This window comes from Streptomyces jumonjinensis (assembly GCF_009600885.1).
GTDB classification, from domain to species: domain Bacteria; phylum Actinomycetota; class Actinomycetes; order Streptomycetales; family Streptomycetaceae; genus Streptomyces; species Streptomyces jumonjinensis.
On the sequence record NZ_VCLA01000009.1, the window covers coordinates 1 to 22325 of the forward strand.

22 protein-coding genes are annotated in these 22325 nt (G+C 69.8%); 4 read left to right on the forward strand and 18 right to left on the reverse strand.

The features are described from left to right. The 3 genes from FF041_RS01200 to FF041_RS01210 form a co-directional block, all read right to left on the reverse strand. Nucleotides 1-1751: ATP-binding protein (locus tag FF041_RS01200; protein ID WP_153520625.1), on the reverse strand; the 1751-nt coding region annotated here is incomplete at its 3' end. A 352-nt stretch (nt 1752-2103) separates the two neighbouring features. Then, entirely contained in the window at nt 2104-2427 is a 324-nt protein-coding gene (locus FF041_RS01205; protein WP_153484418.1) for an STAS domain-containing protein, read from the reverse strand. A 247-nt stretch (nt 2428-2674) separates the two neighbouring features. Then, nucleotides 2675-3523 carry a 3-hydroxyacyl-CoA dehydrogenase family protein gene (locus FF041_RS01210; RefSeq protein WP_323390915.1) on the reverse strand — a complete coding sequence of 283 codons (849 nt, stop codon included), beginning with the start codon at nt 3521-3523 and terminating at the stop codon, nt 2675-2677. 358 nt (nt 3524-3881) lie between these two features. Between FF041_RS01210 and FF041_RS01215 the strand changes: the two genes are divergently transcribed. Next, the gene (locus tag FF041_RS01215; RefSeq protein WP_153484419.1) at nt 3882-4454 is read left to right on the forward strand and encodes a cob(I)yrinic acid a,c-diamide adenosyltransferase; all 573 of its coding nucleotides are present in this window, start codon (nt 3882-3884) and stop codon (nt 4452-4454) included. Nucleotides 4455-4489: 35 nt separating this feature from the next. Here FF041_RS01215 and FF041_RS01220 read toward each other — a convergent pair whose 3' ends face one another. Next, entirely contained in the window at nt 4490-5089 is a 600-nt protein-coding gene (locus FF041_RS01220; RefSeq protein WP_323390917.1) for a hypothetical protein, read from the reverse strand. Between the two features lie 110 nt (nt 5090-5199). Here FF041_RS01220 and FF041_RS01225 point away from each other — a divergent pair, with 110 nt between their 5' ends. The 3 genes from FF041_RS01225 to FF041_RS01235 all read left to right on the forward strand — a co-directional run bounded on the left by FF041_RS01225 (nt 5200) and on the right by FF041_RS01235 (nt 9194). After that, nucleotides 5200-6444 carry a sensor histidine kinase gene (locus tag FF041_RS01225; protein ID WP_153520665.1) on the forward strand — a complete coding sequence of 415 codons (1245 nt, stop codon included), beginning with the start codon at nt 5200-5202 and terminating at the stop codon, nt 6442-6444. After that, nucleotides 6441-7145, forward strand: a complete 705-nt coding sequence (locus tag FF041_RS01230; protein WP_153520626.1) for a response regulator — start codon at nt 6441-6443, stop codon at nt 7143-7145. The genes FF041_RS01225 and FF041_RS01230 overlap by 4 nt, the downstream gene beginning before the upstream one ends. A 294-nt stretch (nt 7146-7439) precedes the next feature. Further along, a complete protein-coding gene (locus tag FF041_RS01235) occupies nt 7440-9194 on the forward strand; it encodes a glycosyl hydrolase family 18 protein (protein WP_153520666.1) in 1755 nt (584 codons plus the stop codon). Nucleotides 9195-9344: 150 nt separating this feature from the next. On the opposite strand, the gene FF041_RS01240 is transcribed toward FF041_RS01235, so the two are convergent. From FF041_RS01240 to FF041_RS01305, 14 genes are all read right to left on the reverse strand, one after another. Beyond that, on the reverse strand, nt 9345-9812 hold the full coding sequence (locus FF041_RS01240) for a DUF2550 domain-containing protein (RefSeq protein ID WP_153520667.1): 468 nt from the start codon (nt 9810-9812) through the stop codon (nt 9345-9347). Nucleotides 9813-9954: 142 nt separating this feature from the next. Then, on the reverse strand, nt 9955-10338 hold the full coding sequence (locus FF041_RS01245) for a F0F1 ATP synthase subunit epsilon (RefSeq protein ID WP_153484424.1): 384 nt from the start codon (nt 10336-10338) through the stop codon (nt 9955-9957). A gap of 190 nt (nt 10339-10528) precedes the next feature. Beyond that, a complete protein-coding gene (gene atpD, locus FF041_RS01250) occupies nt 10529-11971 on the reverse strand; it encodes a F0F1 ATP synthase subunit beta (RefSeq protein ID WP_153484425.1) in 1443 nt (480 codons plus the stop codon). After that, complete coding sequence (locus FF041_RS01255) at nt 11971-12891, reverse strand: F0F1 ATP synthase subunit gamma (RefSeq protein WP_153520627.1); 921 nt, start codon at nt 12889-12891, stop codon at nt 11971-11973. The genes atpD and FF041_RS01255 overlap by 1 nt, the downstream gene beginning before the upstream one ends. A gap of 20 nt (nt 12892-12911) precedes the next feature. Continuing rightward, nucleotides 12912-14504, reverse strand: a complete 1593-nt coding sequence (atpA, locus tag FF041_RS01260; protein ID WP_153520628.1) for a F0F1 ATP synthase subunit alpha — start codon at nt 14502-14504, stop codon at nt 12912-12914. A 153-nt stretch (nt 14505-14657) separates the two neighbouring features. Further along, complete coding sequence (locus FF041_RS01265; RefSeq protein ID WP_153520629.1) at nt 14658-15473, reverse strand: F0F1 ATP synthase subunit delta; 816 nt, start codon at nt 15471-15473, stop codon at nt 14658-14660. Continuing rightward, on the reverse strand, nt 15470-16024 hold the full coding sequence (locus tag FF041_RS01270; protein WP_323371868.1) for a F0F1 ATP synthase subunit B: 555 nt from the start codon (nt 16022-16024) through the stop codon (nt 15470-15472). Before FF041_RS01270 ends, FF041_RS01265 begins: the two co-directional genes overlap by 4 nt. Before the next feature lie 44 nt (nt 16025-16068). Then, nucleotides 16069-16299: an ATP synthase F0 subunit C gene (gene atpE, locus FF041_RS01275; protein WP_006346597.1), complete on the reverse strand. Its 231-nt coding sequence runs from the start codon at nt 16297-16299 to the stop codon at nt 16069-16071. Between the two features lie 82 nt (nt 16300-16381). Then, a complete protein-coding gene (gene atpB / locus FF041_RS01280) occupies nt 16382-17194 on the reverse strand; it encodes a F0F1 ATP synthase subunit A (RefSeq protein ID WP_323390920.1) in 813 nt (270 codons plus the stop codon). Between the two features lie 225 nt (nt 17195-17419). Continuing rightward, the gene (locus FF041_RS01285; protein WP_153484429.1) at nt 17420-17857 is read right to left on the reverse strand and encodes a hypothetical protein; all 438 of its coding nucleotides are present in this window, start codon (nt 17855-17857) and stop codon (nt 17420-17422) included. 267 nt (nt 17858-18124) lie between these two features. Then, complete coding sequence (locus FF041_RS01290; protein WP_323390922.1) at nt 18125-19498, reverse strand: MraY family glycosyltransferase; 1374 nt, start codon at nt 19496-19498, stop codon at nt 18125-18127. A 94-nt stretch (nt 19499-19592) separates the two neighbouring features. Further along, nucleotides 19593-20852 (reverse strand): serine hydroxymethyltransferase, encoded by a 1260-nt coding sequence (locus FF041_RS01295; RefSeq protein ID WP_153520630.1) that lies wholly within the window; start codon nt 20850-20852, stop codon nt 19593-19595. Nucleotides 20853-20944: 92 nt separating this feature from the next. Continuing rightward, entirely contained in the window at nt 20945-21598 is a 654-nt protein-coding gene (locus FF041_RS01300; protein ID WP_153484433.1) for an arsenate reductase/protein-tyrosine-phosphatase family protein, read from the reverse strand. Continuing rightward, nucleotides 21595-22242: an L-threonylcarbamoyladenylate synthase gene (locus tag FF041_RS01305; RefSeq protein WP_153484435.1), complete on the reverse strand. Its 648-nt coding sequence runs from the start codon at nt 22240-22242 to the stop codon at nt 21595-21597. The genes FF041_RS01300 and FF041_RS01305 overlap by 4 nt, the downstream gene beginning before the upstream one ends. Between the last annotated feature and the right edge of the window lie 83 nt (nt 22243-22325).

Here is a 22325-nt window from a genome sequence, read left to right on the forward strand (position 1 = left end):
TCTCCCGGGCGGAGGGCGGCGGCCGGCCCGGCGGCGGATCCGCCGGGTACGCGCCCCTTCTCACGGTCGTCGACCAGCGCGAGCGCCCGGCGTCCGGCGACCGTGCCGCGCTTGTCGGCGAGCGCTCCGCGCATCCCGATCGAGGTCTCCAGCTCGGCGCGCGCCCGGTCCACCCGGTCCGTGCAGAGCGCCAGGACGCCCAGCTCATGGTGGAAGTACGCCTCTTCGGCCACCTCACCCGCTATCCGGGCGGCCTCGGAGCCGATCCGCAGCGCCCGCTCCCAGGCCCCCCAGTGGAGACCGGCGGCGAAGGCGGGCGCGGCGCTGCGGGCGAGCAGTACGGCGGCGCTGGGGTGTCCCGTCGTGTCCTCGGCGTCCGGTCCGGCGGTCCGGCTCGCGACCAGAGCGGTGAGCGCGGCGACGACGGCGTCGGCCTCCAGGGCGGCGCGCTCGGGGGTGACGGAGGGGTGCCCGGTCCACCAGGTGTAGTGCTGGGCGGCGGCATGGGCGTGGGCGGCGGACTCGTCCGCGTACCCCTGCTCCTTGAGCTGGAGCAGTACGCCGGCGGCCAGCCGGTAGCGTCCGCCGACGGGTGAGAGCAGTCCGCAGCCGAGGAGTTCGCCGATGGCCGTGTCGGCGTGGGTGTCGCCGATGAGCGCGGGGAGGTGGGCCTGGTGCGGGACCTCGCCGCCGAGCGCGACGGCGAAGCGCAGGGTCTTACGGGCGGACTCGCTCAGCCGGGAGGCGAGCAGGGGCGCCGGAGCCGCGCCCTGGGCGAGGGTCGGGGTCGGCGGCGCCGCCCCGGCTCCGCCGGCGCCTTCGGACGGTGTGAACGCCGCGAAGGCGCCGGGTTCGTCGCCGAGCCGCTCGCGGAGCTCGTCGCACTGCCGCAGCAGCGCGCCCGCCTGGACGAAGCGCAGCGGCAGTCCCTCGGATTCGAACCAGAGGTCTCCGGCCCAGTTGGTCTCGTCCTCGTCGAGCGGCCGTTCGGCGACGCGCCGCAGCAGTTCCAGGGAGGCGGCCCGGCCGAGTCCGGCGAGGGGGACCTCTTCGAGGCGGGACTCGGCGGCCGGTTCGGCGACCTCGGGGGCCGCCGCCAGGACGAAGGCGCACTCGGGGGTCGCGTCGAGCAGCTCGCTGAGCGCCGCGCCGCCGAACTCCAGGTCGTCGAGGAGGACGACGGCCCCGATGTCCGCGACCCGGCGGAGCAGTTCGGCGCGGCCGGGCCGGTGGCGCGGGGCGTGGTGGACGGCGGCGAAGAGTTCGTGGAGCAGATCGGCCGGGGTGCGGTGGCATCCGTTGAGTCGCACGACTCCATCGGGTGCGAGGTCGGCGCAGTCCTCGGCGACGGCGTCGAGGAGGGCGGTGCGTCCGCTGCCCGCGGGGCCGGTGATCCGCAGGGAGCGGCCCCGGGCCAGCAGCCGCCCGATGTGCTCGCGTTCCGTCTCGCGCTCCAGGAGCGGGAGCCGGGCGGCGGCGGGTCCCGGGGGCACGGGCGGCTGTGCGGCGCGTTCGTGTTCGGCCCGTTCGGCGGCGGTGCGGCGCACGGGCGGGGCCATGGCCGCGGGTCCGCCGGGCGGCGCGGGCTCGATCTCGCTGCCGTCGACCGGGTTGACGGTGAGCAGGAAGTCCCCGGCGGCCAGCCGTACGGTGCGGGCGGGCGCGGGGGCGGAGGGTTCGAAGTCGGGTGTGCCGGGGTCCCGTGGCGGGCGCTTCGAGCCCGCGCCCTCGCCGAAACTGTCGTTGTCCATGGTCAAGCCCCCAGATGCACTTCGCAGAGGTCCGTCCGCGCCGGGATTCCGTCGGGAGTCGGGAGTCCGTGGCGGAGCCGGGTACGCAGGGCGCCTTCCGGTCCTTGCGCACGCCGGCTGTCGCGTCGGTCCGGCAGTCCAGCCGCGCGGCTGCCCGAAGCGGCTCACCGCTCTGGCGCCACGAAGCGCTCCCGCACATCGGCGGACGAACGAACCCTAGACGCAGGCAGGGTATCCGTCATCCGGCGGGGTGCGGCCCGTCCGCTGCGTCACAGCTTGGTGAGAAGGGCGGGCGCGGGCCGCCTGCCCCTGTTCGCGCGGGGTGCCGCCCGGGGGATCGCCCCGGCGGGGATCACACCCGGGGAAGCGACTCGGCGGCGAGACCGCCCTCGATCGCGAGGATGCGGTGGAGCCGGGTGGCCACCAGCAGCCGCTGCATCTGCGGTGGCACGCCGCGCAGTACGAGCCTTCTGCCGCACCGTCCGGCGCGGCGGTGTGCGCCCATGATGACCCCGAGTCCGGTGGCGTCCCAGGAGTCGAGACCGGTCAGGTCGAGCACCAGATCGCCGTCTCCGTCGTCGACCGCCGAGTGCAGGACCGTACGGGCGTCCGCCGCGCTGCGGACGTCGAGGCGGCCCCCGACGACCAGCTCGGCGTGGTCGCCCCTGATGTGCATATGCGCTCCCCGAGAGTGCTTCGGTGCCCTGTGGACATGTCGTGGGCCGGTCCGGCGCCCCCGCCCGTTCGGACCGGTTGTGCTATTTCCCCTTGCATCAACTGACTCCCCTGAGGGCCTATCAGTTGCTGTTTGTAAGCGAACCGATACCGAAATCACTCCGTAGGGTGATACCGGCGGCGTGGGCGAGCCGCTCGGCGGCCTCCGGCGGGCGGGGTGCGTCCGTCCGCCGGCGAACCGGTCCGGATCAGTAGGTGTAGAAGCCCTGCCCGCTCTTGCGGCCGAGGTCCCCGGCGTCCACCATCCGGCGCATCAGCTCCGGCGGGGCGAACTTCTCGTCCTGGGATTCGGTGTAGATGTTCCCTGCGGCGTGGAGCAGGATGTCGACGCCCGTCAGATCGGCGGTGGCCAGCGGGCCCATGGCGTGGCCGAAGCCCAGCTTGCAGGCGAGGTCGATGTCCTCGGCCGAGGCCACCCCGGACTCGTACAGCTTGGCGGCCTCCACGACCAGCGCCGAGATGAGACGGGTGGTCACGAACCCGGCGACATCGCGGTTGACGACGATGCAGGTCTTGCCGACCGACTCGGCGAACTCGCGGATGACGGCGAGGGTTTCGTCGCTGGTCTTGTAGCCCCGGACGAGCTCGCAGAGCTGCATCATCGGCACGGGCGAGAAGAAGTGCGCGCCCACGACCCGCTCCGGACGCTCCGTCACCGCCGCGATCTTGGTGATCGGGATGGCGGAGGTGTTGGAGGCGAGCACGGCGTCGTCGCGTACGAGCTTGTCGAGAGCACGGAAGATCTCATGCTTCACCTCCAGCTTCTCGAAGACCGCTTCGACGACGACATCCGCGTCGGCGACGGCGTCGAGGTCCGTGGTGGCGGTGATACGGGCCAACGCGGCCTCGGCGTCACCCGCTTCGAGCCTGCCCTTGGCGACGAACCGGTCCCATGACGCTTTGATGCCGTCGGTGCCACGGGTCAGGGCCTCGTCGGTGACGTCGCGCAGTACGACGTCCCAGCCCGCCTGGGCCGAGACCTGCGCGATTCCGGAACCCATGAGTCCGGCTCCGATGACGGCGAGCTTCCTGGCCACTGAGACACCCCTTAACGGCTGTTTACATTTCGCCCCTCGGCCGGAGATTAGCGGGCGGGAGGGGCCAAGTGGCGCTGAAGAGATGCGCGTCACGTCTCACATGACGGACATCACATCGACGCCGGGGCGGGTGGGGCGCAACAGGGTGCCGTGACGGGTGTGACGGCCTGGTTCCGGATGTCTCCCGCGCCCGCCGTGACGGGTGTCCCGCGCCCGCCGTCACGGGTGTCCCGCGCCCGCCGTGACGGGTGCGGCGGTCCCTGTCCCAAGGCCCCGGCATCCGGTATCCCGTGTCCGCGTGACGGGCGGCACGGCCCGGGTCCGCTCCCCGGGGCCGGGGCCTCATTACGCTGGACGCATGGTCAATCTGACACGCATCTACACCCGTACCGGCGACCAGGGCACGACCGCCCTCGGCGATATGAGCAGAACCGCCAAGACCGATCTGCGGATCTCCGCGTACGCCGACTCCAATGAGGCGAACGCCGTCATCGGCACGGCGATCGCGCTGGGGCAGCTCGCGGACGACGTCGTCCAGGTCCTGCTCCGCATCCAGAACGACCTCTTCGACGTGGGCGCGGACCTCTCCACCCCGGTGACGGAGAACCCGCAGTACCCGCCGCTGCGGGTGGAGCAGTTCTACATCGACCGGCTGGAGGCCGACTGCGACCGGTTCCTGGCGGAGCTGGAGAAGCTCCGCAGCTTCATCCTCCCGGGGGGCACCCCGGGAGCGGCCCTGCTCCACCAGGCATGCACGGTGGTACGGCGGGCGGAGCGCTCGACCTGGGCGGCGCTGGAGGCGCACGGCGAGACGATGAACCCGCTGACGGCGACCTATCTCAACCGCCTCTCCGACCTCCTCTTCATTCTGGCGAGGACGGCGAACAAGGAGACGGGGGACGTTCTCTGGGTCCCGGGCGGGGAACGCTGACCACCGGCGACCGGGAGTCCTGAAAGCTCAGGAGCTCAGGCGCTGTCGTCCGGGTCCCTTCGGCTGCCCGCCCGGACCGGGACGCGGTCGCCGGCCTCCGGAGCGGGGGCCTTCCCCGGCCGGATCGCGTACGACAGGGCGATCACCCCATGGATGCCCGCCGCCTTCCACGCCTGGTACATCCAGCCCTCCAGCGAGCCGGAGCGGCTCGCGTCGTCCACGTACCAGATCGCCAGCTGGAGCAGGGCCGTCGCCACCGCGGCCCCCAGCAGCGTCCCGGACCAGACCTTCGCCTCGTGGCGTGCCCGGGCCATGCCGTACCGCGGCGGCTTCGGCGGCGGCGGAGCGCCCCCCAGACGGTGGGCCGCGTGCCCGTCGAGCCAGACGACGGTGCGGTGGCCGTGGCCGACGGTGTAGCCGATGTAGAGCGCGGCGAGCCCGTGCCCCCACCCCGGCTCCGCGCCGTTTCTCAGATCGACGGCCGTGGCGATCAGCAGCACGACCTCCAGCAGCGGCTCGCACAGCAGCAGCCCCATGCCCAGCCGGGGCATCCGCAGCGCATAGCGCGCGGCGAGCCCGGCGGCCAGCAGCACCCAGAAGCCGACCTCGCAGACGACGATCAGCGTGACGATCACGGTCCTCTCCTCTCACCGCCTCCAGCCTCCCGTCCCCCGGGCCGCCGGTCGTCGTCGTCAGTGACGACGCGGCACTGCATCCTTCGATGTACCGGGACTCCCCCGCCCCGATGAGGCGCGCGGCGGCGGGCCGCGTGTTGGATGGGAGAGTGACGATTCCCCGCCCCCACCGCGACGACGTCCTCATCGGCGCCGGGACCTTTCTCGGCGGTCTGCTGCTGTGGTCGCTGGGCCTGAACCTCCACGGGGGCCACAGCGAGCTCCCCCACTGGGCCGCCCTCGTACCGCTCGCGGTGATCTGCGCCCAGGAGCTCTTCCGCAGATCGCTGCCGCTCACCACCCTGGCGGTCGGCACCCTGGCGCTGATCGCCGACCTCTTCACGGTCGGCAGTCTCTTCACCGTGCTGGCGTTCACCGATGTGGTCTACGCGGCGGTGGTGTACGGCTCGCCCGCGACCGCCCGCCGGGTCCCGGTGACCGCCGCGCTGCTCACGGTCGCCTCGGCCATCGGTCTGATGGTCCTGCTCCAGGACCCCGAGGGGCTCTTCCTCGGGGTGCTCTTCGGCGTGCTCACCCTCACTCCGTCGATCACCGGGGTCGTCATCCGCAACCACCGCGAAGCCGCCGGAGCGGCGAGGCTGCGGGCCGAGCAGACCGCGCTGCTCGCCGAGATGGACCGGGTGCAGGCGGTGGCCGCCGAACGGGCGCGGATGGCTCGTGAGCTGCACGACATGGTCGCCAACCATCTCTCCGCCATCGCCATCCACTCCACCGCCGCGCTCTCCCTGGACGATCCGGGGACCACCCGTCAGGCGCTCGGGGTCATCCGGGAGAACAGCGTCGCCGGGCTGGCCGAGATGCGACGGCTGATCGGTCTGCTGCGGCAGAGCGACGACGACGACGAACCGGCCGCCGCGCCCACCCTCGCCGGCCTTGAGGCGCTGGTGCGCCAGGCGTGCGTCAACGGCGCGGGCAGCGGGCTGGACTTCGCGCTGGACGACCGGCGCGAGGACGGGCCCGCCCTGCCGGCCCCGGTGGAGCTGGCGGCCTACCGGATCGTCCAGGAGTCCCTGACCAACGCGCTCAAGCACGCGGCCCCCGGCGAGGTGCGCGTCCAGCTCACCCATGCGGCGGGCCGGGCGCTGACCGTGACGGTCAGCAGCCCCTTCGGCAGCAGGCCCGGCCCGCGCGCGCCCGGTTCGGGGGCCGGTCTGGTCGGCATGCGGGAGCGGGTCGCCCTGCTGGGCGGCGAGATCACGGCGGGCCCGGCGGCGGGCCCGCCCGGCGGACCCGCGAGAATCTGGTGCGTACGGGCCGTACTGCCCGTACCGGACGGTAAGGAGCACTCCGCATGACGCGGGACGCACACCCCGAAGACGGCTCGCGGGACGCGGCGCCCGTACGAGTGCTGGTCGCCGAGGACCAGAGCGCGGTCCGCGCGGGCCTGGTCCTCATTCTGCGCAGCGCCCCCGACATCGACGTGGTCGCCGAGGCGGGGGACGGCGAGGAGGCGGTGCGGCTCGCCCGTGCGCTCCGTCCCGATCTCGTGCTGATGGACATTCAGATGCCCCGGCTCGACGGAGTGTCGGCGACCCGGCAGATCGTCTCCGAGCGGCTCGCCGACGTTCTGGTGCTGACCACCTTCGATCTGGACGAGTACGTCTTCGGCGCGCTGCGCGCGGGGGCGGCGGGCTTTCTGCTGAAGAACACCGAAGCCGGGGAGCTGCTGACGGCGGTACGCACGGTGGCGCGCGGCCAGGGGCTGATCGCTCCGGCCGTCACCCGCCGGCTGATCGCGGAGTTCGCCGCCGGGCGTCCCGTCCGCTCCCCCGACGCGCCCGACCCGGCGATCCTCGACCCGCTCACCCGGCGCGAGCGGGAAGTGCTCTCCTGTCTCGGTCAGGGGCTGTCGAACGCGGAGATCGCGGTACGGCTGGAGATGGCGGAGGCGACGGTGAAGACGCACGTCAGCCGTCTGCTCGGGAAGCTGGAACTGCGCAGCAGGGTGCAAGCGGCGGTGCTGGCACAGGAGTTGGCGGCCGAGCTCGGGATCTGACGGGTCGTTTCCCGCCACTCGTGGCCCATCCGTCGCCTTTGGTCTGGACCTATTGACGATTGGTACAGACCTTCCTAGTCTCACCGCAACACACGCTGCGGTGAGCCACGCAGAGTGCGCAGTGCACGGTCCCACCCCACCACTGTCCGGACCTCCCCACAAGGAGCACCCGTGAGCACTCAACCCCCACCACTGCACGGCTTCAGAAAGCGTCTTACCCGATCCGGGGCCCGCCTCTCCACCCGCTCCAGGATCGTCGCGGCCCTGACCGCGCTGCTCCTCCCGCTGGCCGCCATGGTCGGCCTCGCCACTCCGGCCCAGGCGGCGACCTCGGCGACGGCGACCTATGCGAAGGCATCCGACTGGGGCAGCGGCTTCGAAGGCCGCTGGACCGTCAAGAACACCGGCACCACCGCCATCAGCGCCTGGACCGTGGAGTGGGACTTCCCGGCCGGCACCCGGGTCACCTCCGCCTGGGACGCCGATGTGACCAACACCGGCGACCACTGGACCGCCAAGAACAAGTCCTGGGCGGGCTCGCTGGCCCCGGGCGCTTCCGTCACCTTCGGCTTCAACGGCACCGGCTCCGGCGCCCCGTCGAACTGCAAGCTCAACGGCGGCTCCTGCGACGGCGGCACCATCCCGGGCGACAACCCTCCGTCCGCCCCCGGAACCCCGACCGCGAGCGCGATCGGCGACACCCAGCTGACGCTGAGCTGGACGGCCGCGACCGACGACAAGGGCGTCAAGAACTACGACGTCTACCGCGACGGCACCAAGGTCGCCACGGTCACCGGCCTGACCCACACCGACACCGGGCTGACCAAGGCCACCGACTACACCTACACCGTCCAGGCCCGTGACAGCGCCGACCAGCTCGGAACGCAGAGCGGCGCCCTCACGGCGCGCACCACCGGCAAGCCCGACGCCGGCTCCAAGATCAAGATGGGGTACTTCACCCAGTGGGGCGTCTATGGGCGCAACTTCCATGTGAAGAACCTGGACACCTCCGGCACCGCCGCGAAGCTCACCCACATCAACTACGCCTTCGGCAACGTCCAGAACGGCCGCTGTACCATCGGCGACTCCTACGCGGACTATGAGAAGGCCTACACCGCGGACCAGTCCGTGGACGGCGTCGCCGACACCTGGGACCAGCCGCTGCGCGGCAATTTCAACCAGCTGCGGGAGCTGAAGAAGAAGCACCCGCACCTCAAGGTGCTGTTCTCGTTCGGCGGCTGGACCTGGTCCGGCGGCTTCACCCAGGCCATGCAGAACCCGGCCCAGTTCGCCGAGTCCTGCTACAACCTGGTCGAGGACCCGCGGTGGGCCGATGTGTTCGACGGCATCGACCTGGACTGGGAGTACCCCAATGCCTGCGGTCTGACCTGCGACACCAGCGGCCCCGCCGTCATGAAGAACATGATGCAGGCGTTCCGCACCAAGTTCGGCCCCAACTATCTCCTCACCGCTGCCATCACGGCCGACGCGTCCAACGGCGGCAAGATCGACAAGGCTGACTACGCGGGCGCGGCACAGTACGTCAACTGGTACAACGTGATGACGTACGACTTCTTCGGCGCCTGGGCCGCTCAGGGCCCGACCGCTCCGCACTCGCCGCTGAACACCTACGCCGGCATCCCGCAGGAGGGCTTCAACTCCGCCGCGGCGATCAACAAGCTCAAGGCGAAGGGCATCGCGTCCGAGAAACTCCTCCTCGGCGTCGGCTTCTACGGCCGCGGCTGGACGGGGGTGACCCAGGCGACCCCGGGCGGCACCGCCACCGGACCCGCCCAGGGCACCTATGAGCCCGGCTTCGAGGACTACAAGGTCCTCAAGAACACCTGCCCGGCCACCGGCACCGTGGGCGGCACCGCCTACGCCAAGTGCGGCAACAACTGGTGGAGCTACGACACCCCGGCGACCCTCGGCGCGAAGATGAGCTGGGCCAAGAGCCAGGGTCTCGGCGGCTCCTTCACCTGGGAGCTCAGCGGCGACACCGCCAACGGCGAGCTGATGACCGCGATGGACAACGGGCTCAAGCCCTAGGCGCAACAGGCTCAAGCCCCAGCACGACGGGCTACGGCCTGAACCTCACGCCGGGCCGTCATCGGCAAGGCGAAGGGGCCGGGGGATCACCCCCGGCCCCTTCGTATGCCAGTTGCCAGTCCTGTGGAGAGGGAGACCCGCCCGCAGAAGCTACGCCACATTCACCCGCTGGCCCGGCGGAGCCGCCTCCAGCCAGGCGAGAAAGCCGGTCAGCGCGTCCTCGCTCATCGCCAGCTCAAGCCGGACCCCGCGGTGCAGACAGCCCAGCACCACCGCATCCGAGAGCAGCGCGAGCTCCTCCTCGCCCTCCGGGGTGCGGCGGCCGATCACCTCGATCGCCGAACGCTCCAGGACCCGGCGCGGCCGGGGAGCGTAGGAGAAGACCCGGAACCACATGATCCGGTCACCGCTGTAGCGGGCGACGCCGTACACCCAGCCCTTGCCGCCCGGAGCCCCGGCGGCCGGATCGTCCGGCTCCTCCGGGACGTTCCAGCGCAGGGAGCAGTCGAAGGTGCCCCCGGAGCGCTGGATCAGCCTCCGGCGCAGCCCGAAGACGAACAGCCCGATCCCCACCAGGGCGACCAGAGCCAGGACGCTCACAAGCACCGCGAGGAACATCTCCACCGACCTCCTCGCATCGACTCGGCTGAGGACGTACCCAACCGCTATCTCCTACGCACCTGCATTGCCTCAGCCGCGGTCCGGTCTGGAGGACTCCAGTCCGGGCCGCGGCTGAGGGTGACGACTGTCGGCGGGGTGCTCAGCGCACCGCCACCGCACGCAGCCGGACATCGGCACGACGCTCGGCGGCGGCGTCCGAATCCGACTTGGCGCGCTCCAGCGCACGCTCGGCGCGCTGGGCATCGATCTCGTCCGCCAGCTCAGCGATCTCCGCCAGCAGCGACAGCTTGTTGTCGGCGAAGGAGATGAAACCGCCGTGCACGGCGACGACGACCGTACCGGCGCCCTCAGGGGTGCTGGTACGGATGGTCACAGGGCCCGATTCCAGCACACCGAGCAGCGGCTGGTGACCGGGCATGACGCCGATGTCGCCGGACGTGGTGCGCGCGACAACCAGGGTGGCCTCACCGGACCAGACCTGACGGTCGGCGGCGACCAGCTCGACATGCAGCTCCGCAGCCAAGGGTGGCTCCTCGGGTCACCACCCGGCGAGGATGCCGGGTGTTGGGTCAAAGTCTAATGGGGGTCCGGCCGCGGAAGCGTCCGGGCCCCGCCCCGGCATTTCACGGCCGGGATTCCGGGGGCTGGCCCCGGAGAGGCGGAGCGAAGGGGGGCGGGACGGATCCCGCCCCCCTCCTCACCAGCCGTCCGGCTCAGCTGACGCCGAGCGCCTTGGCGTTGGCCTTGAGGTCCTCAATGCCACCGCACATGAAGAACGCCTGCTCGGGGAAGTGGTCGTACTCACCGTCGCAGATCGAGTTGAACGCGGCGATCGACTCGTCGAGCGGCACATCCGAGCCGTCCACGCCGGTGAACTGCTTGGCGACGTGGGTGTTCTGCGACAGGAAGCGCTCCACACGACGGGCACGGTGGACAACGAGCTTGTCCTCCTCGCCCAGCTCGTCGATACCGAGGATCGCGATGATGTCCTGGAGGTCCTTGTACTTCTGCAGGATCCCCTTGACGCGCGTGGCGGCGTCGTAGTGCTCCTGCGCGATGTAGCGCGGGTCCAGGATGCGGGACGTGGAGTCCAGCGGGTCCACGGCCGGGTAGATGCCCTTCTCGGAGATCGGACGGGAGAGAACCGTCGTCGCGTCGAGGTGGGCGAAGGTGGTGGCCGGGGCCGGGTCGGTCAGGTCGTCCGCGGGGACGTAGATCGCCTGCATCGAGGTGATCGAGTGACCACGCGTCGAGGTGATGCGCTCCTGGAGGAGGCCCATCTCGTCGGCCAGGTTCGGCTGGTAACCCACCGCGGACGGCATACGGCCGAGCAGGGTGGACACCTCGGAGCCGGCCTGGGTGTACCGGAAGATGTTGTCGATGAAGAAGAGCACGTCCTGCTTCTGCACATCGCGGAAGTACTCCGCCATGGTCAGACCGGCCAGGGCGACCCGCAGACGGGTCCCCGGGGGCTCGTCCATCTGGCCGAAGACAAGCGCCGTCTTGTCGATGACGCCCGACTCGCTCATCTCGTCGATGAGGTCGTTGCCCTCACGGGTACGCTCACCGACGCCCGCGAACACCGACACACCGTCGTGGTTGTTGGCGACGCGGTAGATCATCTCCTGGATCAGCACGGTCTTGCCGACACCGGCACCACCGAACAGACCGATCTTTCCACCCTTGACGTACGGGGTGAGCAGGTCGATGACCTTGATGCCCGTCTCGAACATCTCCGTCTTGGACTCCAGCTGGTCGAAGCTGGGGGCCTTGCGGTGGATGGGCCAGCGCTCGGTGACCTCGGCGTTGGCCTCCGGGACGTTCAGCACCTCGCCGAGGGTGTTGAAGACCTTGCCCTTGGTGAAGTCGCCGACCGGGACGGTGATACCCGCGCCCGTGTCGGTGACCGCGGCCTGGCGGACCAGACCGTCGGTGGGCTGCATCGAGATCGCGCGGACCACGCCCTCACCGAGGTGCTGGGCGACCTCAAGGGTCAGGATCTTCAGCTCACCGTCGGCGGCCGGGTCGGCCACCTCGACGGTCAGCGCGTTGTAGATCTCCGGCATCGCGTCGACGGGGAACTCCACGTCGACGACCGGGCCGATGACCCGGGCGACGCGGCCCGTGGCAACGGCCGTCTCAACTGTCGTCGTCATTACTTGTCACTCCCCGCGGTCGCGTCGGCCAGGGCGCTGGCGCCACCGACGATCTCGCTGATTTCCTGGGTGATTTCGGCCTGGCGGGCCGCGTTGGCAAGCCGGGAGAGGCTCTTGATCAGCTCTCCGGCGTTGTCGGTCGCCGACTTCATCGCACGCCGGGTGGCAGCGTGCTTGGAGGCAGCGGCCTGGAGCAGCGCGTTGTAGATCCGGCTCTCGACGTAGCGCGGCAGCAGGGCGTCGAGGACGTCCTCCGCCGACGGCTCGAAGTCGAACAGGGGCAGGATCTCGGTCTTGGCCCCGTTCTCCTCCGCGGTCGCAGTCTCAAGGCTGAGGGGCAGCAGCCGGTTCTGCACCGGCGTCTGCGTCAGCATCGAGATGAACTCGGTGAACACGATGTGGAGCTCGTCCACACCGCCCTCGGCCGTGTCCTGCTGGACCGCCGCGATCAGCGGGCCCGCGACCTTCTTGGCGTCCGCATAGGTCGGGCTGTCCGTGAACCCGGTCCACGACTCCGTGACCTTGCGCTCACGGAAGCCGTAGTACGAGACACCCTTGCGGCCGACGATGTAGCTGTCGACTTCCTTGCCCTCGGCCTTGAGCCGGGCGGTCAGCTGCTCCGCCGCCTTGATGGCGTTGGCGGAGTAGCCGCCGGCCAGACCGCGGTCGCTCGTGATGAGCAGAACCGCGGCGCGGACCGGAGACTCGGCCTCGGTGGTGAGGGGGTGCTTGGTGTTCGACCCGGTCGCGACCGCGGTCACCGCGCGGGTGAGCTCGGTCGCGTACGGAGTGGAGGCCGCCACCTGGCGCTGCGCCTTGACGATGCGCGAGGCGGCGATCATCTCCATCGCCTTGGTGATCTTCTTGGTCGCGGTGACGGATTTGATGCGACGCTTGTAGACCCGGAGCTGGGCTCCCATGAGTCAGGTCCCTTCCGTCGTCACTTGCTGGTGCTGACCGGCGCGTCTTCGCCCAGAAGCTTGCCGTCCGAGGTCTCGAACTGACGCTTGAAGGCGGCGATCGCGTCACCGATGGCCTGGAGGGTGTCGTCCGACATCTTCCCGCCGTCCGCGATGCCGGTCAGCAGCTCCTTGCGCTCACGGCGCAGGTGCTCCAGCAGCTCGGACTCGAAGCGGCGGATGTCCTCGACCGGGACGTCGTCCATCTTGCCGGTGGTACCGGCCCAGACGGAGACGACCTGCTCCTCGACCGGCATCGGCTGGTACTGAGCCTGCTTGAGCAGCTCGACCATCCGCTTACCGCGCTCCATCTGGGCCTTCGACGCGGCGTCCAGGTCGGAACCGAAGGCGGCGAACGCCTCCAGCTCACGGTACTGGGCCAGGTCGACGCGGAGCCGGCCGGAGACCTGCTTCATCGCCTTGTGCTGGGCGGAGCCACCGACGCGGGAGACCGAGATACCGACGTTCAGGGCCGGGCGCTGGCCGGCGTTGAACAGGTCGGACTCCAGGAAGCACTGGCCGTCGGTGATGTAGATGACGTTGGTCGGGATGAACGCCGAGACGTCGTTGGCCTTCGTCTCGACGATCGGGAGACCGGTCATCGAGCCCGCGCCCATGTCGTCGGAGAGCTTGGCGCAGCGCTCCAGCAGACGCGAGTGCAGGTAGAAGACGTCACCCGGGTAGGCCTCACGGCCCGGCGGGCGGCGCAGCAGCAGGGACACGGCGCGGTAGGCGTCGGCCTGCTTCGAGAGGTCGTCGAAGATGATCAGGACGTGCTTGCCCTGGTACATCCAGTGCTGGCCGATGGCCGAGCCGGTGTACGGCGCCAGGTACTTGAAGCCGGCCGGGTCGGACGCCGGGGCGGCGACGATGGTCGTGTACTCCAGGGCGCCGGCCTCCTCCAGCGCACCGCGCACGGACGCGATGGTGGAGCCCTTCTGGCCGATGGCGACGTAGATGCAGCGGACCTGCTTGTTCACGTCGCCCGAGCGCCAGTTGTCGCGCTGGTTGATGATCGTGTCGACGGCCAGGGCGGTCTTGCCGGTCTGGCGGTCGCCGATGATCAGCTGACGCTGACCACGGCCGATCGGCACCATGGCGTCGACGGCCTTGTAGCCGGTCTGCATCGGCTCATGGACCGACTTACGGATCATGACGCCGGGGGCCTGCAGTTCGAGGGCGCGGCGACCCTCGGTCTCGATCTCGCCGAGGCCGTCGATCGGGTTGCCGAGCGGGTCGACGACGCGACCCAGGTAGCCCTCGCCGACGGCGACGGAGAGGACCTCGCCGGTACGGGTGACCGGCTGACCCTCCTCGATGCCGCTGAACTCGCCGAGGACGATCGCACCGATTTCGCGCTCTTCGAGGTTGAGGGCGAGACCGAGGGTTCCGTCCTCGAACTTCAGCAGCTCGTTCGCCATGGCCGAGGGCAGACCCTCGACCTTCGCGATGCCGTCGCCGGCCACGCTGACCGTACCGACCTCCTCGCGCGAGGCCGCGTCCGGCTTGTACGACTGGACAAAGTTCTCCAGCGCGTCCCGGATCTCCTCCGGCCGGATCGTGAGCTCCGCCATCTGGGTTCCCTGCTCTCCTTGTTGGGCCCGAAGTTTCTTAAGGGGGTCTGGGGGCCGACCCCCAGGAATCTTCTGCAATCTCTGCACGGCCCAACCGGGCCGCTGGTACTGCTGGTGCTGCTCGTGTGCTGCGTGTTCAGTTGGTGACGGCCGTCAGCCGGCCATACGGCGGGCCGCCTCGCTGAGGCGCTCCGAGACCGTGCCGTCGATCAGCTCGTCGCCGACCCGCACCGAGATCCCGCCGACGACCTCGGGGTCCACGTCCAGATTCAGATGCATCTGGCGTCCGTAGACCCTCGCCAGCACGGCGCCGAGGCGCTGCTTCTGCTGGTCGGTGAGGGGCACCGCCGAGGTGACGACCGCGACCATCCGGTCCCTGCGCGCCGCGGCGAGCTTGGACAGCGAGTCGAGTCCCGCCTCCAGGCTACGTCCCCGGGGCGCGGTGACGAGACGGATGACCAGCCGCTCGGTGACCGGGGTGACCCGGCCGCCCAGCAGGCTGCGCAGCAGCTCGGTCTTGGCGGCGACGGTGGCCGACTTGTCGGTCAGCGCGGCCCGCAGCTCCTTGCTGGAGTCCACGATCCGCCCGAACCGGAACAGCTCGTCCTCGACGCTGTCGAGCGAGCCGGCCTGCTGGGCGGCGGTGAGGTCGGCGGTGGCCGCCAGCTCCTCAAGACCGTCGACCAGGTCGCGCGACTGCGACCAGCGGGCGCGGACCAGGCCGGAGACCAGATCGGCGGTCGCCCCGCCCACCTGGCCGCTCAGCAGCCGGCCCGCCAGCTCGGCCTTGGCCTCGCCGGCCTGCGCCGGGTCGGTCAGGACCCGACGCAGCGACACCTCGCGGTGAAGCAGCGCGGTGACGGCGGCCAGCTCCTCGGCGAGCTTCGCCGCGTCGACCGAGGTGTTGTCGGTCAGCGCGTCGAGGGACTCGCGTGCGGCAGCCAGTGCCTCCCGGCTCGCTCCGTTCATCGGGCGACCCCAGTCGCTTCCGCCTTCTCCTCGAGCTCGTCGAGGAAGCGGTCGATGGTACGGCTCTGGCGGGCGTGGTCCTCAAGGGACTCGCCGACCAGCTTGCCGGCCAGGTCGGTCGCGAGCTTGCCGAGGTCCTGGCGGAGCGCGGCGGACGCGGCCTTGCGGTCGGCCTCGATCTGGGCGTGGCCGGCCGCGATGATCTCCTCGCGCTGCCGCTGGCCTTCCGCCTTCATCTCCTGGATGATCGCGGTACCCTGCTCGGTCGCCTCCTGGCGCAGCCGAGCCGCCTCATGACGCGCTTCGGCGAGCTGAGCCTTGTACTGCTCCAGTACGCTCTCGGCCTCGGTCTTCGCCGCGTCGGCCTTCTCGATGCCGCCCTCGATCGCCTCCCGGCGCTCTTCCAGAACCTTGTTGATGTTCGGGAGAAGCTTCTTCGCGAGGAAGAAGAAGACGATGGCGAACGCGATCAGGCCGATGATGAGCTCGTCGGGATGCGGGATGAGAGGAGGCTGCTCCTCGCCTGCCGCAAGAGTGAACTGAGCGATCACATCAGTGCCTTCCGTGAAAAGAGTTGGGCTGTCCGGTCGGCGTCTTAGTAGACGAAGCCCATGACGATGCCGATGAGGGCGAGCGCCTCACAGAAGGCGAAACCCATGATCTGGTTGGTGCGGATCAGACCGGCAGCCTCGGGCTGGCGGGCGAGGGCCTGGGTTCCGTTACCGAAGATGATGCCGACGCCGACGCCGGGGCCGATGGCGGCGAGGCCGTAACCGATGGCGGCGACGTTTCCTTCGACGGCGGCGAGGGTCTGGAGAGCGGACATGCCGGTTCTTCCTTCTCTTTCAAGGACCCGGTGGGGGTTGGCCACCGGACGTCTGGGTGGGAGTTGGTGCGGGAGGAGAGTCTCAGTGGTGCTCGGAGAGAGCGCCCTGGATGTAGCTGGAGGCCAGGAGGACGAAGACGTACGCCTGAACGGCCTGGATGAACAGCTCGAAGACGATCATCACCATGACCAGCAGGAACGAGGTACCGGCGTAGAGGACGCCGATCCCGTTCAGCAGGTACCAGCTGGCGACGGTGAACATCACGATCAGCAGGTGGCCCGCGAACATGTTCGCGAAGAGCCGCACCGCGTGGGTGAAGGGGCGGATGACCAGGTTCGAGAAGAACTCCAGAACGACGACCAGCGGAAGAATCGGTCCGAGTTCTTTGTTGTAGCCGGTGATGTTCTTCCAGCCACCGACGAAGCCGTGCTTCTTGAAGGTCAGACCGACCCACAGGAAGTAGCCGAGAAGGGCCAGACCCGCCGGGTACGCGATCAGCGAGGTCACCGGGAACTGGGCGACCGGAATGATCGACCAGAGATTCATGATCCAGATGAAGAAGAACAGCGACACCATCAGCGGGACGTACTTCTCGCCGTCCTTCTTGCCGATGATCTCGTAGACGACACCGCGGCGCACGAAGTCGTAGCCGGCCTCACCGACCATCTGGAGCTTGCCGGGCACCACCTTCGGCTTGCTGAAGGCGGCCCAGAAGAACCCGACGACGACGAGCGAGCTCACGAAGGCGAGCAGCATGGGCTTGTCGAACTCGAAGCCACCCACGGTGAAGAGGGGCTCGTACATGAAGGTGTGGAGCCCAGGGGCATTGAATCCACACCCGGTGAAGAGTTGACAGTCCGCCTCAAAGGCGAGCATCTGGGGGTCAGCACTCACCGCGGGCTCCTTCAGCGTGGCGCATAGGTACGGCAACCTCGTTGTGTCGGCGCGGCGCGAAGCCGCGGTTCGGCACTGGACTGGTGTTACGGATGTGGGGGCGGCAGGCGGGCAGAGAGCCTCGCGAATGAGCAGGCGACAGCTCAGATGCCCGCGCCCGCAAAGCCGCAGTTGGCACCGGACGATAGCAGGACCGCGAGAGGTCCTTTATCCCGCCCCTACCCTTCACGTCGACGACCCCGTCTTCTCGGGCTTGTCGCTCTTCGCGGCCTCGGGATCGACATAAAGGATCTTGGCCTTCATGTAAGCCCTGGCCTGCGCGGCCACCCAGACGATGGTCGTCGCCAGCAGCGTGAGGGCGAAGACCTTGGAATCGAAGAGAGTGGTGTCCTTGAACGTCGCCATGAAGACGAAGAGCAGGAGCAGCTGTGTCGTGTAGAGCAGCAGCCCCATGCCCTGGAACAGGTGCGGGTACGCCTTGGCGACACGCTGGAGGACCACCAGGCCGACGCCCATGAAGAGGATGACCACCAGGGTGCCGACGACCGCGCCGAGCGCGCCCTTGCCACCGGCGACGCCCGTGGCGACCGCGATGGCGACAACGCCGGCGGCGACTGTGGGGACAGCTGTGTGGAGAAGGGTGCGAACGTCGTTGGACGGCATGGCGGCAGCTCCGCTTCCTGGGGAAATGGCAGTGGTGTGTCGTCATGGACGAGCGTAATCCGGGTCCGAGTTGGGTCCTCGGGGCCAACAGACCGTCGCACTACGGTCTTTCGGCTCTGTCGCCGGTTCTCGTGAACCGTATCACAAACTATTTGAAGAGGTCTTTACCCTGGCGTGTGCCAACTATCACACATGAGGGCTAACGCGCCCGTGTGTGCACAGAATCGGTACCGAGTTCTGTGCTATTGCACACAAATGTGGGGGTTGTCAGCCGCGTGTTCCGGCCTTCCTCCGGTCGGAAAGACGCGAACGAGCGCCCAGGGCCGTCGCCCCGTTGACGCCCGCGGGAGGGGAGGCGGGCTCAGCGGACGCAGTGGCTTCGGTGGGCCCGGCTCCCCCGCCCGGCTCCCCCGCCAGGGCCGCGGCCGGGGCGGGCGAACCCGCCGCCGGGACAGGGGACTTGCGCCGGCGGTAGCGCGGCGGCACGAAGGACTCGGCCCAGCGCGGCGCGCGGGGGGTGAAGCGCGGAAGGAGCAGCAGCACCAGACCGACCGCGCTCATCCCCACGATCACCGTCACGATCCACGCGGACGTCGAGTTCACGGAGTAACCGACGACCCCGAACGAGATCAGCGTCGACCAGAAATACATCACCAGAACGGCTCGGCTGTGCGAGTGACCGATCTGGAGCAGCCGGTGGTGCAGATGTCCCCGGTCGGCGGCGAACGGCGACTGGCCGTTCCAGGTGCGGCGGACGATCGCCAGCACCAGATCGGCGACCGGGATCGCGATGATCGTCAGCGGCAGCATCAGCGGCATGAAGACCGGGAGCATCGCGTAGGTGGCGCCCCGCTCGCCCCCCGTGAAGAGACCGAGCCGGTCCGGGTCCACCTGCCCGGTGATGGAGATGGCACTGGCCGCCAGAACAAGACCGATGAGCATCGATCCCGAGTCGCCCATGAAAATTCGCGCGGGATGCATATTGTGCGGCAGAAAGCCCAGGCACATGCCCATGAGAATGGCGGTGAAAAGGGTCGCGGGGGCCGCCGCCTCAATGCCGTAGCTGACCCAGATGCGGTACGCGTAGAGGAAGAACGCGGCGGCGGCCACACAGACCATTCCGGCGGCGAGACCGTCGAGGCCGTCCACGAAGTTCACCGCGTTGATGGTTATGACGACCATCGCGACCGTGAGCAGATTGCCCTGCCAGGCGGTGAGCGAGACGGTCCCGATTCCCGGCACGGGCACCCAGAGGATCGTCAGACCCTGAACGACCATGACCCCCGCGGCGATCATCTGACCGCCGAGCTTGATCAGGGCGTCGATCTCGAACTTGTCGTCGAGGACGCCGATGATCCAGATCAGCGCGGCGCCGGAGAGCAGCGCACGTGGCTCGCTCGTCAATTCGAAAGCGCTGTCGAGATTCGAAAGATGAGCGGCGACCAGCAGTCCCGCGCAGAGACCGAAGAACATGGCGATGCCACCGAGCCGCGGTGTCGGTTCTCGGTGTACATCGCGGGCGCGGATCTCCGGCATCGCACCGGTCGCGATGGCGAACTTACGCACCGGACCGGTGAGCAGATAGGTCACCGCAGCCGTGACGCAGAGCGTCAGCAGGTAATCACGCACGGGCTGCCCCACAGGAATCGCTGGCCGTCTAAGCCCCACACCCTAGCTGTGGTGGCCACATGGTCGAGGACATCCGGGAGCCGGGGACGGTTGCAGACGATTCCGGCTACCCCTGATACGGCGGAAATCTACCGGCAAGCTCGCGGACTTCCGCACGTACCCTCCGCGGCGGTCCGTCCGCCTCCCGGATCGCCCGGGTGAAGAAGGAGGCGATCTCGGCCATCTGGGGCTCGCGCATGCCCTGGGTGGTCAGCGCGGCGGTGCCCAGCCGCAGACCGCGGCCGTCCCCCGACGGGAGCGCACAGGTGTCCAGGACCAGCCCGGCCGCCGCGAGCCTGCCCCGGGCGGCTCTGCCGTCCATGCCGAGCGGGGAGGGGTCCGCGCCGATCAGATGGGTGTCCGTGCCGCCGGTGAGCACCGCGAAGCCCTCCGCCTCCAGCGCGCCCGCCAGCATCCGGGCATTGGCGACCACCTGATGGGCGTACGCGGCGAACGCCGGAGCGGCGGCCTCCCCGAAGGCGACGGCCTTGGCGGCGACGGCGTGCATCTGGGCGCCGCCCTGGGTGAACGGGAAGACCGCCCGGTCCAGGCGCTCTGCCAGCTCCGGCCCGCACAGCAGCATCCCGCCGCGCGGGCCCCGCAGCACCTTGTGGGTGGTCGCGCAGACCACATCGGCGTACGGGACGGGGCTGGGGGCCGCCCCGCCCGCGATGAGGCCCATGGGGTGGGCGGCGTCCGCGATGAGATAGGCGTCCGCCTCATCGGCGATCTCCCGGAAGAGGGCGTAGTCCGGGTGGCGCGGATAGGAGATCGAGCCGCAGACGATCGCCCGGGGCCGGTGCTCCCGGGCGAGGGCGCGCACCTGGTCGTAGTCGATCAGACCGGTGTCGGAGTCGACTCCGTAGCCGACGAAGTCGAACCAGCGGCCGGAGACGTTGGCCGGAGAGCCATGGGTGAGATGGCCGCCGTGCGCCAGTCCCATGGCGAGAACGGTGTCACCGGGCCTCAGAAGGGCCGCGTACGCCGCCAGGACGGCCGAGGAGCCGGAGTGGGGCTGCACATTGGCGTGGGCGGCCTTGAAGAGCCCGGTGGCCCGCTCACAGGCGATCCGCTCGGCGGCGTCGACGATCTCGCAGCCGCCGTGGTGCCGGGCGCCGGGGTAGCCCTCGGCGTACTTGTTGGCGAGGGGCGACCCGAGAGCGGCGAGCACGGCGGGCGAGGTGAAGTTCTCGGCGGCGATCAGCTGGAGGGTGTCGCACTGGCGGGCGGCCTCGCCGTCGATGATCTCCGCGATCTCGTGGTCCTGCCGGCGGAGGGCACGGAGATCGGCGTAGGACGCGACGGACGCGACGGGGGTGGTGAGCATGACGGGCTCCGGGCATCGCGAGGGGTGCGCTGCCCCTCCAATGTAGGCCGCGCCGCCCCTGCCCGCCCGGCGCCTGATGCGAACGGGAGGATCTAGCGGCAGGTGGGCGCGGAGATGCCCGTCAGGGCCGTGACCACGGGGTCGAGGGCCTGGTTGATCTCGTCGCCGATCGACCGGAAGAAGGTGATGGGTGCGCCGTACGGGTCGTACACCTCGTCCGCGTCCGGGCTCGGCGCCAGCAGCCAGCCGCGCAGCGCCGCCGACGCCCGCACCAGCGCCCGCGCCCGCTCCACCACGCCCTCGTCGCGCGGATCGGGCAGAGTCGCCGGGTCGATGGCCCGAACCAGCCGGGTGAACTCCTTCAGCGTGAAGGTCCGCAGCCCCGCCGAATGCCCCATCGAGATGACCTGCGCCCGGTGGTCCCGGGTCGCGGTCAGCACCAGGTCCGCCCGGATCACATGCTCGTCCAGCAGCTCACGCCCGGCGAAGCCGCTGGCGTCCGCGCCGAAGTCGGCGAGCACGATCTCGGCGTTGGCCTCCATCGGGGCCCCCTCATGCCCCCAGGTGCCCGCGCTCTCCACGATCAGCCCGCTCGTCACCAGATCGCCGAGGCGGTCGCTGAGGGCATGCCGGGTCAGCCGCTCGGTGATCGGCGAGCGGCAGACATTGCCGGTGCTGACATGGAGGATCCTGAACGTGTCGCCGGTGGCGTCCGCACCTATGCCACGCCCCTCAGGGGCGGTCAAGGGGCCACCTCAAGGTCTGGTACGACCTTGCGCAGCTCATCCGCGTCCAACGCGCCCGCGCGCAGCAGCACCGGGACCTCGCCGGTGACGTCCACGATCGAAGAGGGCACGATCCCCGGGGTGGGGCCCCCGTCGAGATAGACGGAGACGGAGTCGCCGAGCATCTCCTGCGCCGCGTCGCAGTCCTCGGGGGCGCGGTGCCCGGTGAGGTTGGCGGAGGAGACGGCCATCGGGCCGGTCTCCCTGAGCAGCTCGATCGCGACCGGGTGCAGCGGCATCCGGATCGCGACAGTGCCCCGGGTGTCGCCCAGATCCCACTGAAGGGACGGCTGATGCCGGGCGACCAGGGTGAGCGCACCGGGCCAGAAAGCGTCGACGAGCTCCCAAGCCTGCTCGGAGAAGTCGGTGACCAGGCCGTGGAGGGTGTTGGGCGACCCGATGAGGACAGGGGTGGGCATATCGCGGCCCCGGCCCTTCGCCGCCAGCAGATCGGCGACGGCCTCGGAGCCGAAAGCGTCCGCGCCGACGCCGTAGACCGTGTCGGTGGGCAGCACGACCAGCTCACCGCGGCGGACGGCCGACACTGCCTCGCGCAGACCAGTCGCGCGATCGCCGGTGTCGTTGCAGTCGTATCGCCGAGCCATCAGAGGGCCTCCCTTTTTTTGAGCGCTCGGTTCGCCTCCGAGGCGCTGATGCGTGCATCGACGGTCGATCGTGCTCGACCACT

Coding starts and splice junctions, on each gene's coding strand:
- FF041_RS01295 (WP_153520630.1), bottom strand. CDS start 20,852: ATGCTCACCACCCCCGTCGCGTCCGTCGCGTCCTACGCCGATCTCCGT.
- atpA (WP_153520628.1), bottom strand. CDS start 14,504: ATGGCGGAGCTCACGATCCGGCCGGAGGAGATCCGGGACGCGCTGGAG.
- FF041_RS01230 (WP_153520626.1), top strand. CDS start 6,441: ATGACGCGGGACGCACACCCCGAAGACGGCTCGCGGGACGCGGCGCCC.
- FF041_RS01265 (WP_153520629.1), bottom strand. CDS start 15,473: ATGAACGGAGCGAGCCGGGAGGCACTGGCTGCCGCACGCGAGTCCCTC.
- atpD (WP_153484425.1), bottom strand. CDS start 11,971: ATGACGACGACAGTTGAGACGGCCGTTGCCACGGGCCGCGTCGCCCGG.
- FF041_RS01305 (WP_153484435.1), bottom strand. CDS start 22,242: ATGGCTCGGCGATACGACTGCAACGACACCGGCGATCGCGCGACTGGT.
- FF041_RS01285 (WP_153484429.1), bottom strand. CDS start 17,857: ATGCCGTCCAACGACGTTCGCACCCTTCTCCACACAGCTGTCCCCACA.
- FF041_RS01205 (WP_153484418.1), bottom strand. CDS start 2,427: ATGCACATCAGGGGCGACCACGCCGAGCTGGTCGTCGGGGGCCGCCTC.
- FF041_RS01215 (WP_153484419.1), top strand. CDS start 3,882: ATGGTCAATCTGACACGCATCTACACCCGTACCGGCGACCAGGGCACG.
- FF041_RS01255 (WP_153520627.1), bottom strand. CDS start 12,891: ATGGGAGCCCAGCTCCGGGTCTACAAGCGTCGCATCAAATCCGTCACC.
- FF041_RS01240 (WP_153520667.1), bottom strand. CDS start 9,812: ATGTTCCTCGCGGTGCTTGTGAGCGTCCTGGCTCTGGTCGCCCTGGTG.
- FF041_RS01225 (WP_153520665.1), top strand. CDS start 5,200: ATGAGGCGCGCGGCGGCGGGCCGCGTGTTGGATGGGAGAGTGACGATT.
- FF041_RS01235 (WP_153520666.1), top strand. CDS start 7,440: ATGGTCGGCCTCGCCACTCCGGCCCAGGCGGCGACCTCGGCGACGGCG.
- atpE (WP_006346597.1), bottom strand. CDS start 16,299: ATGTCCGCTCTCCAGACCCTCGCCGCCGTCGAAGGAAACGTCGCCGCC.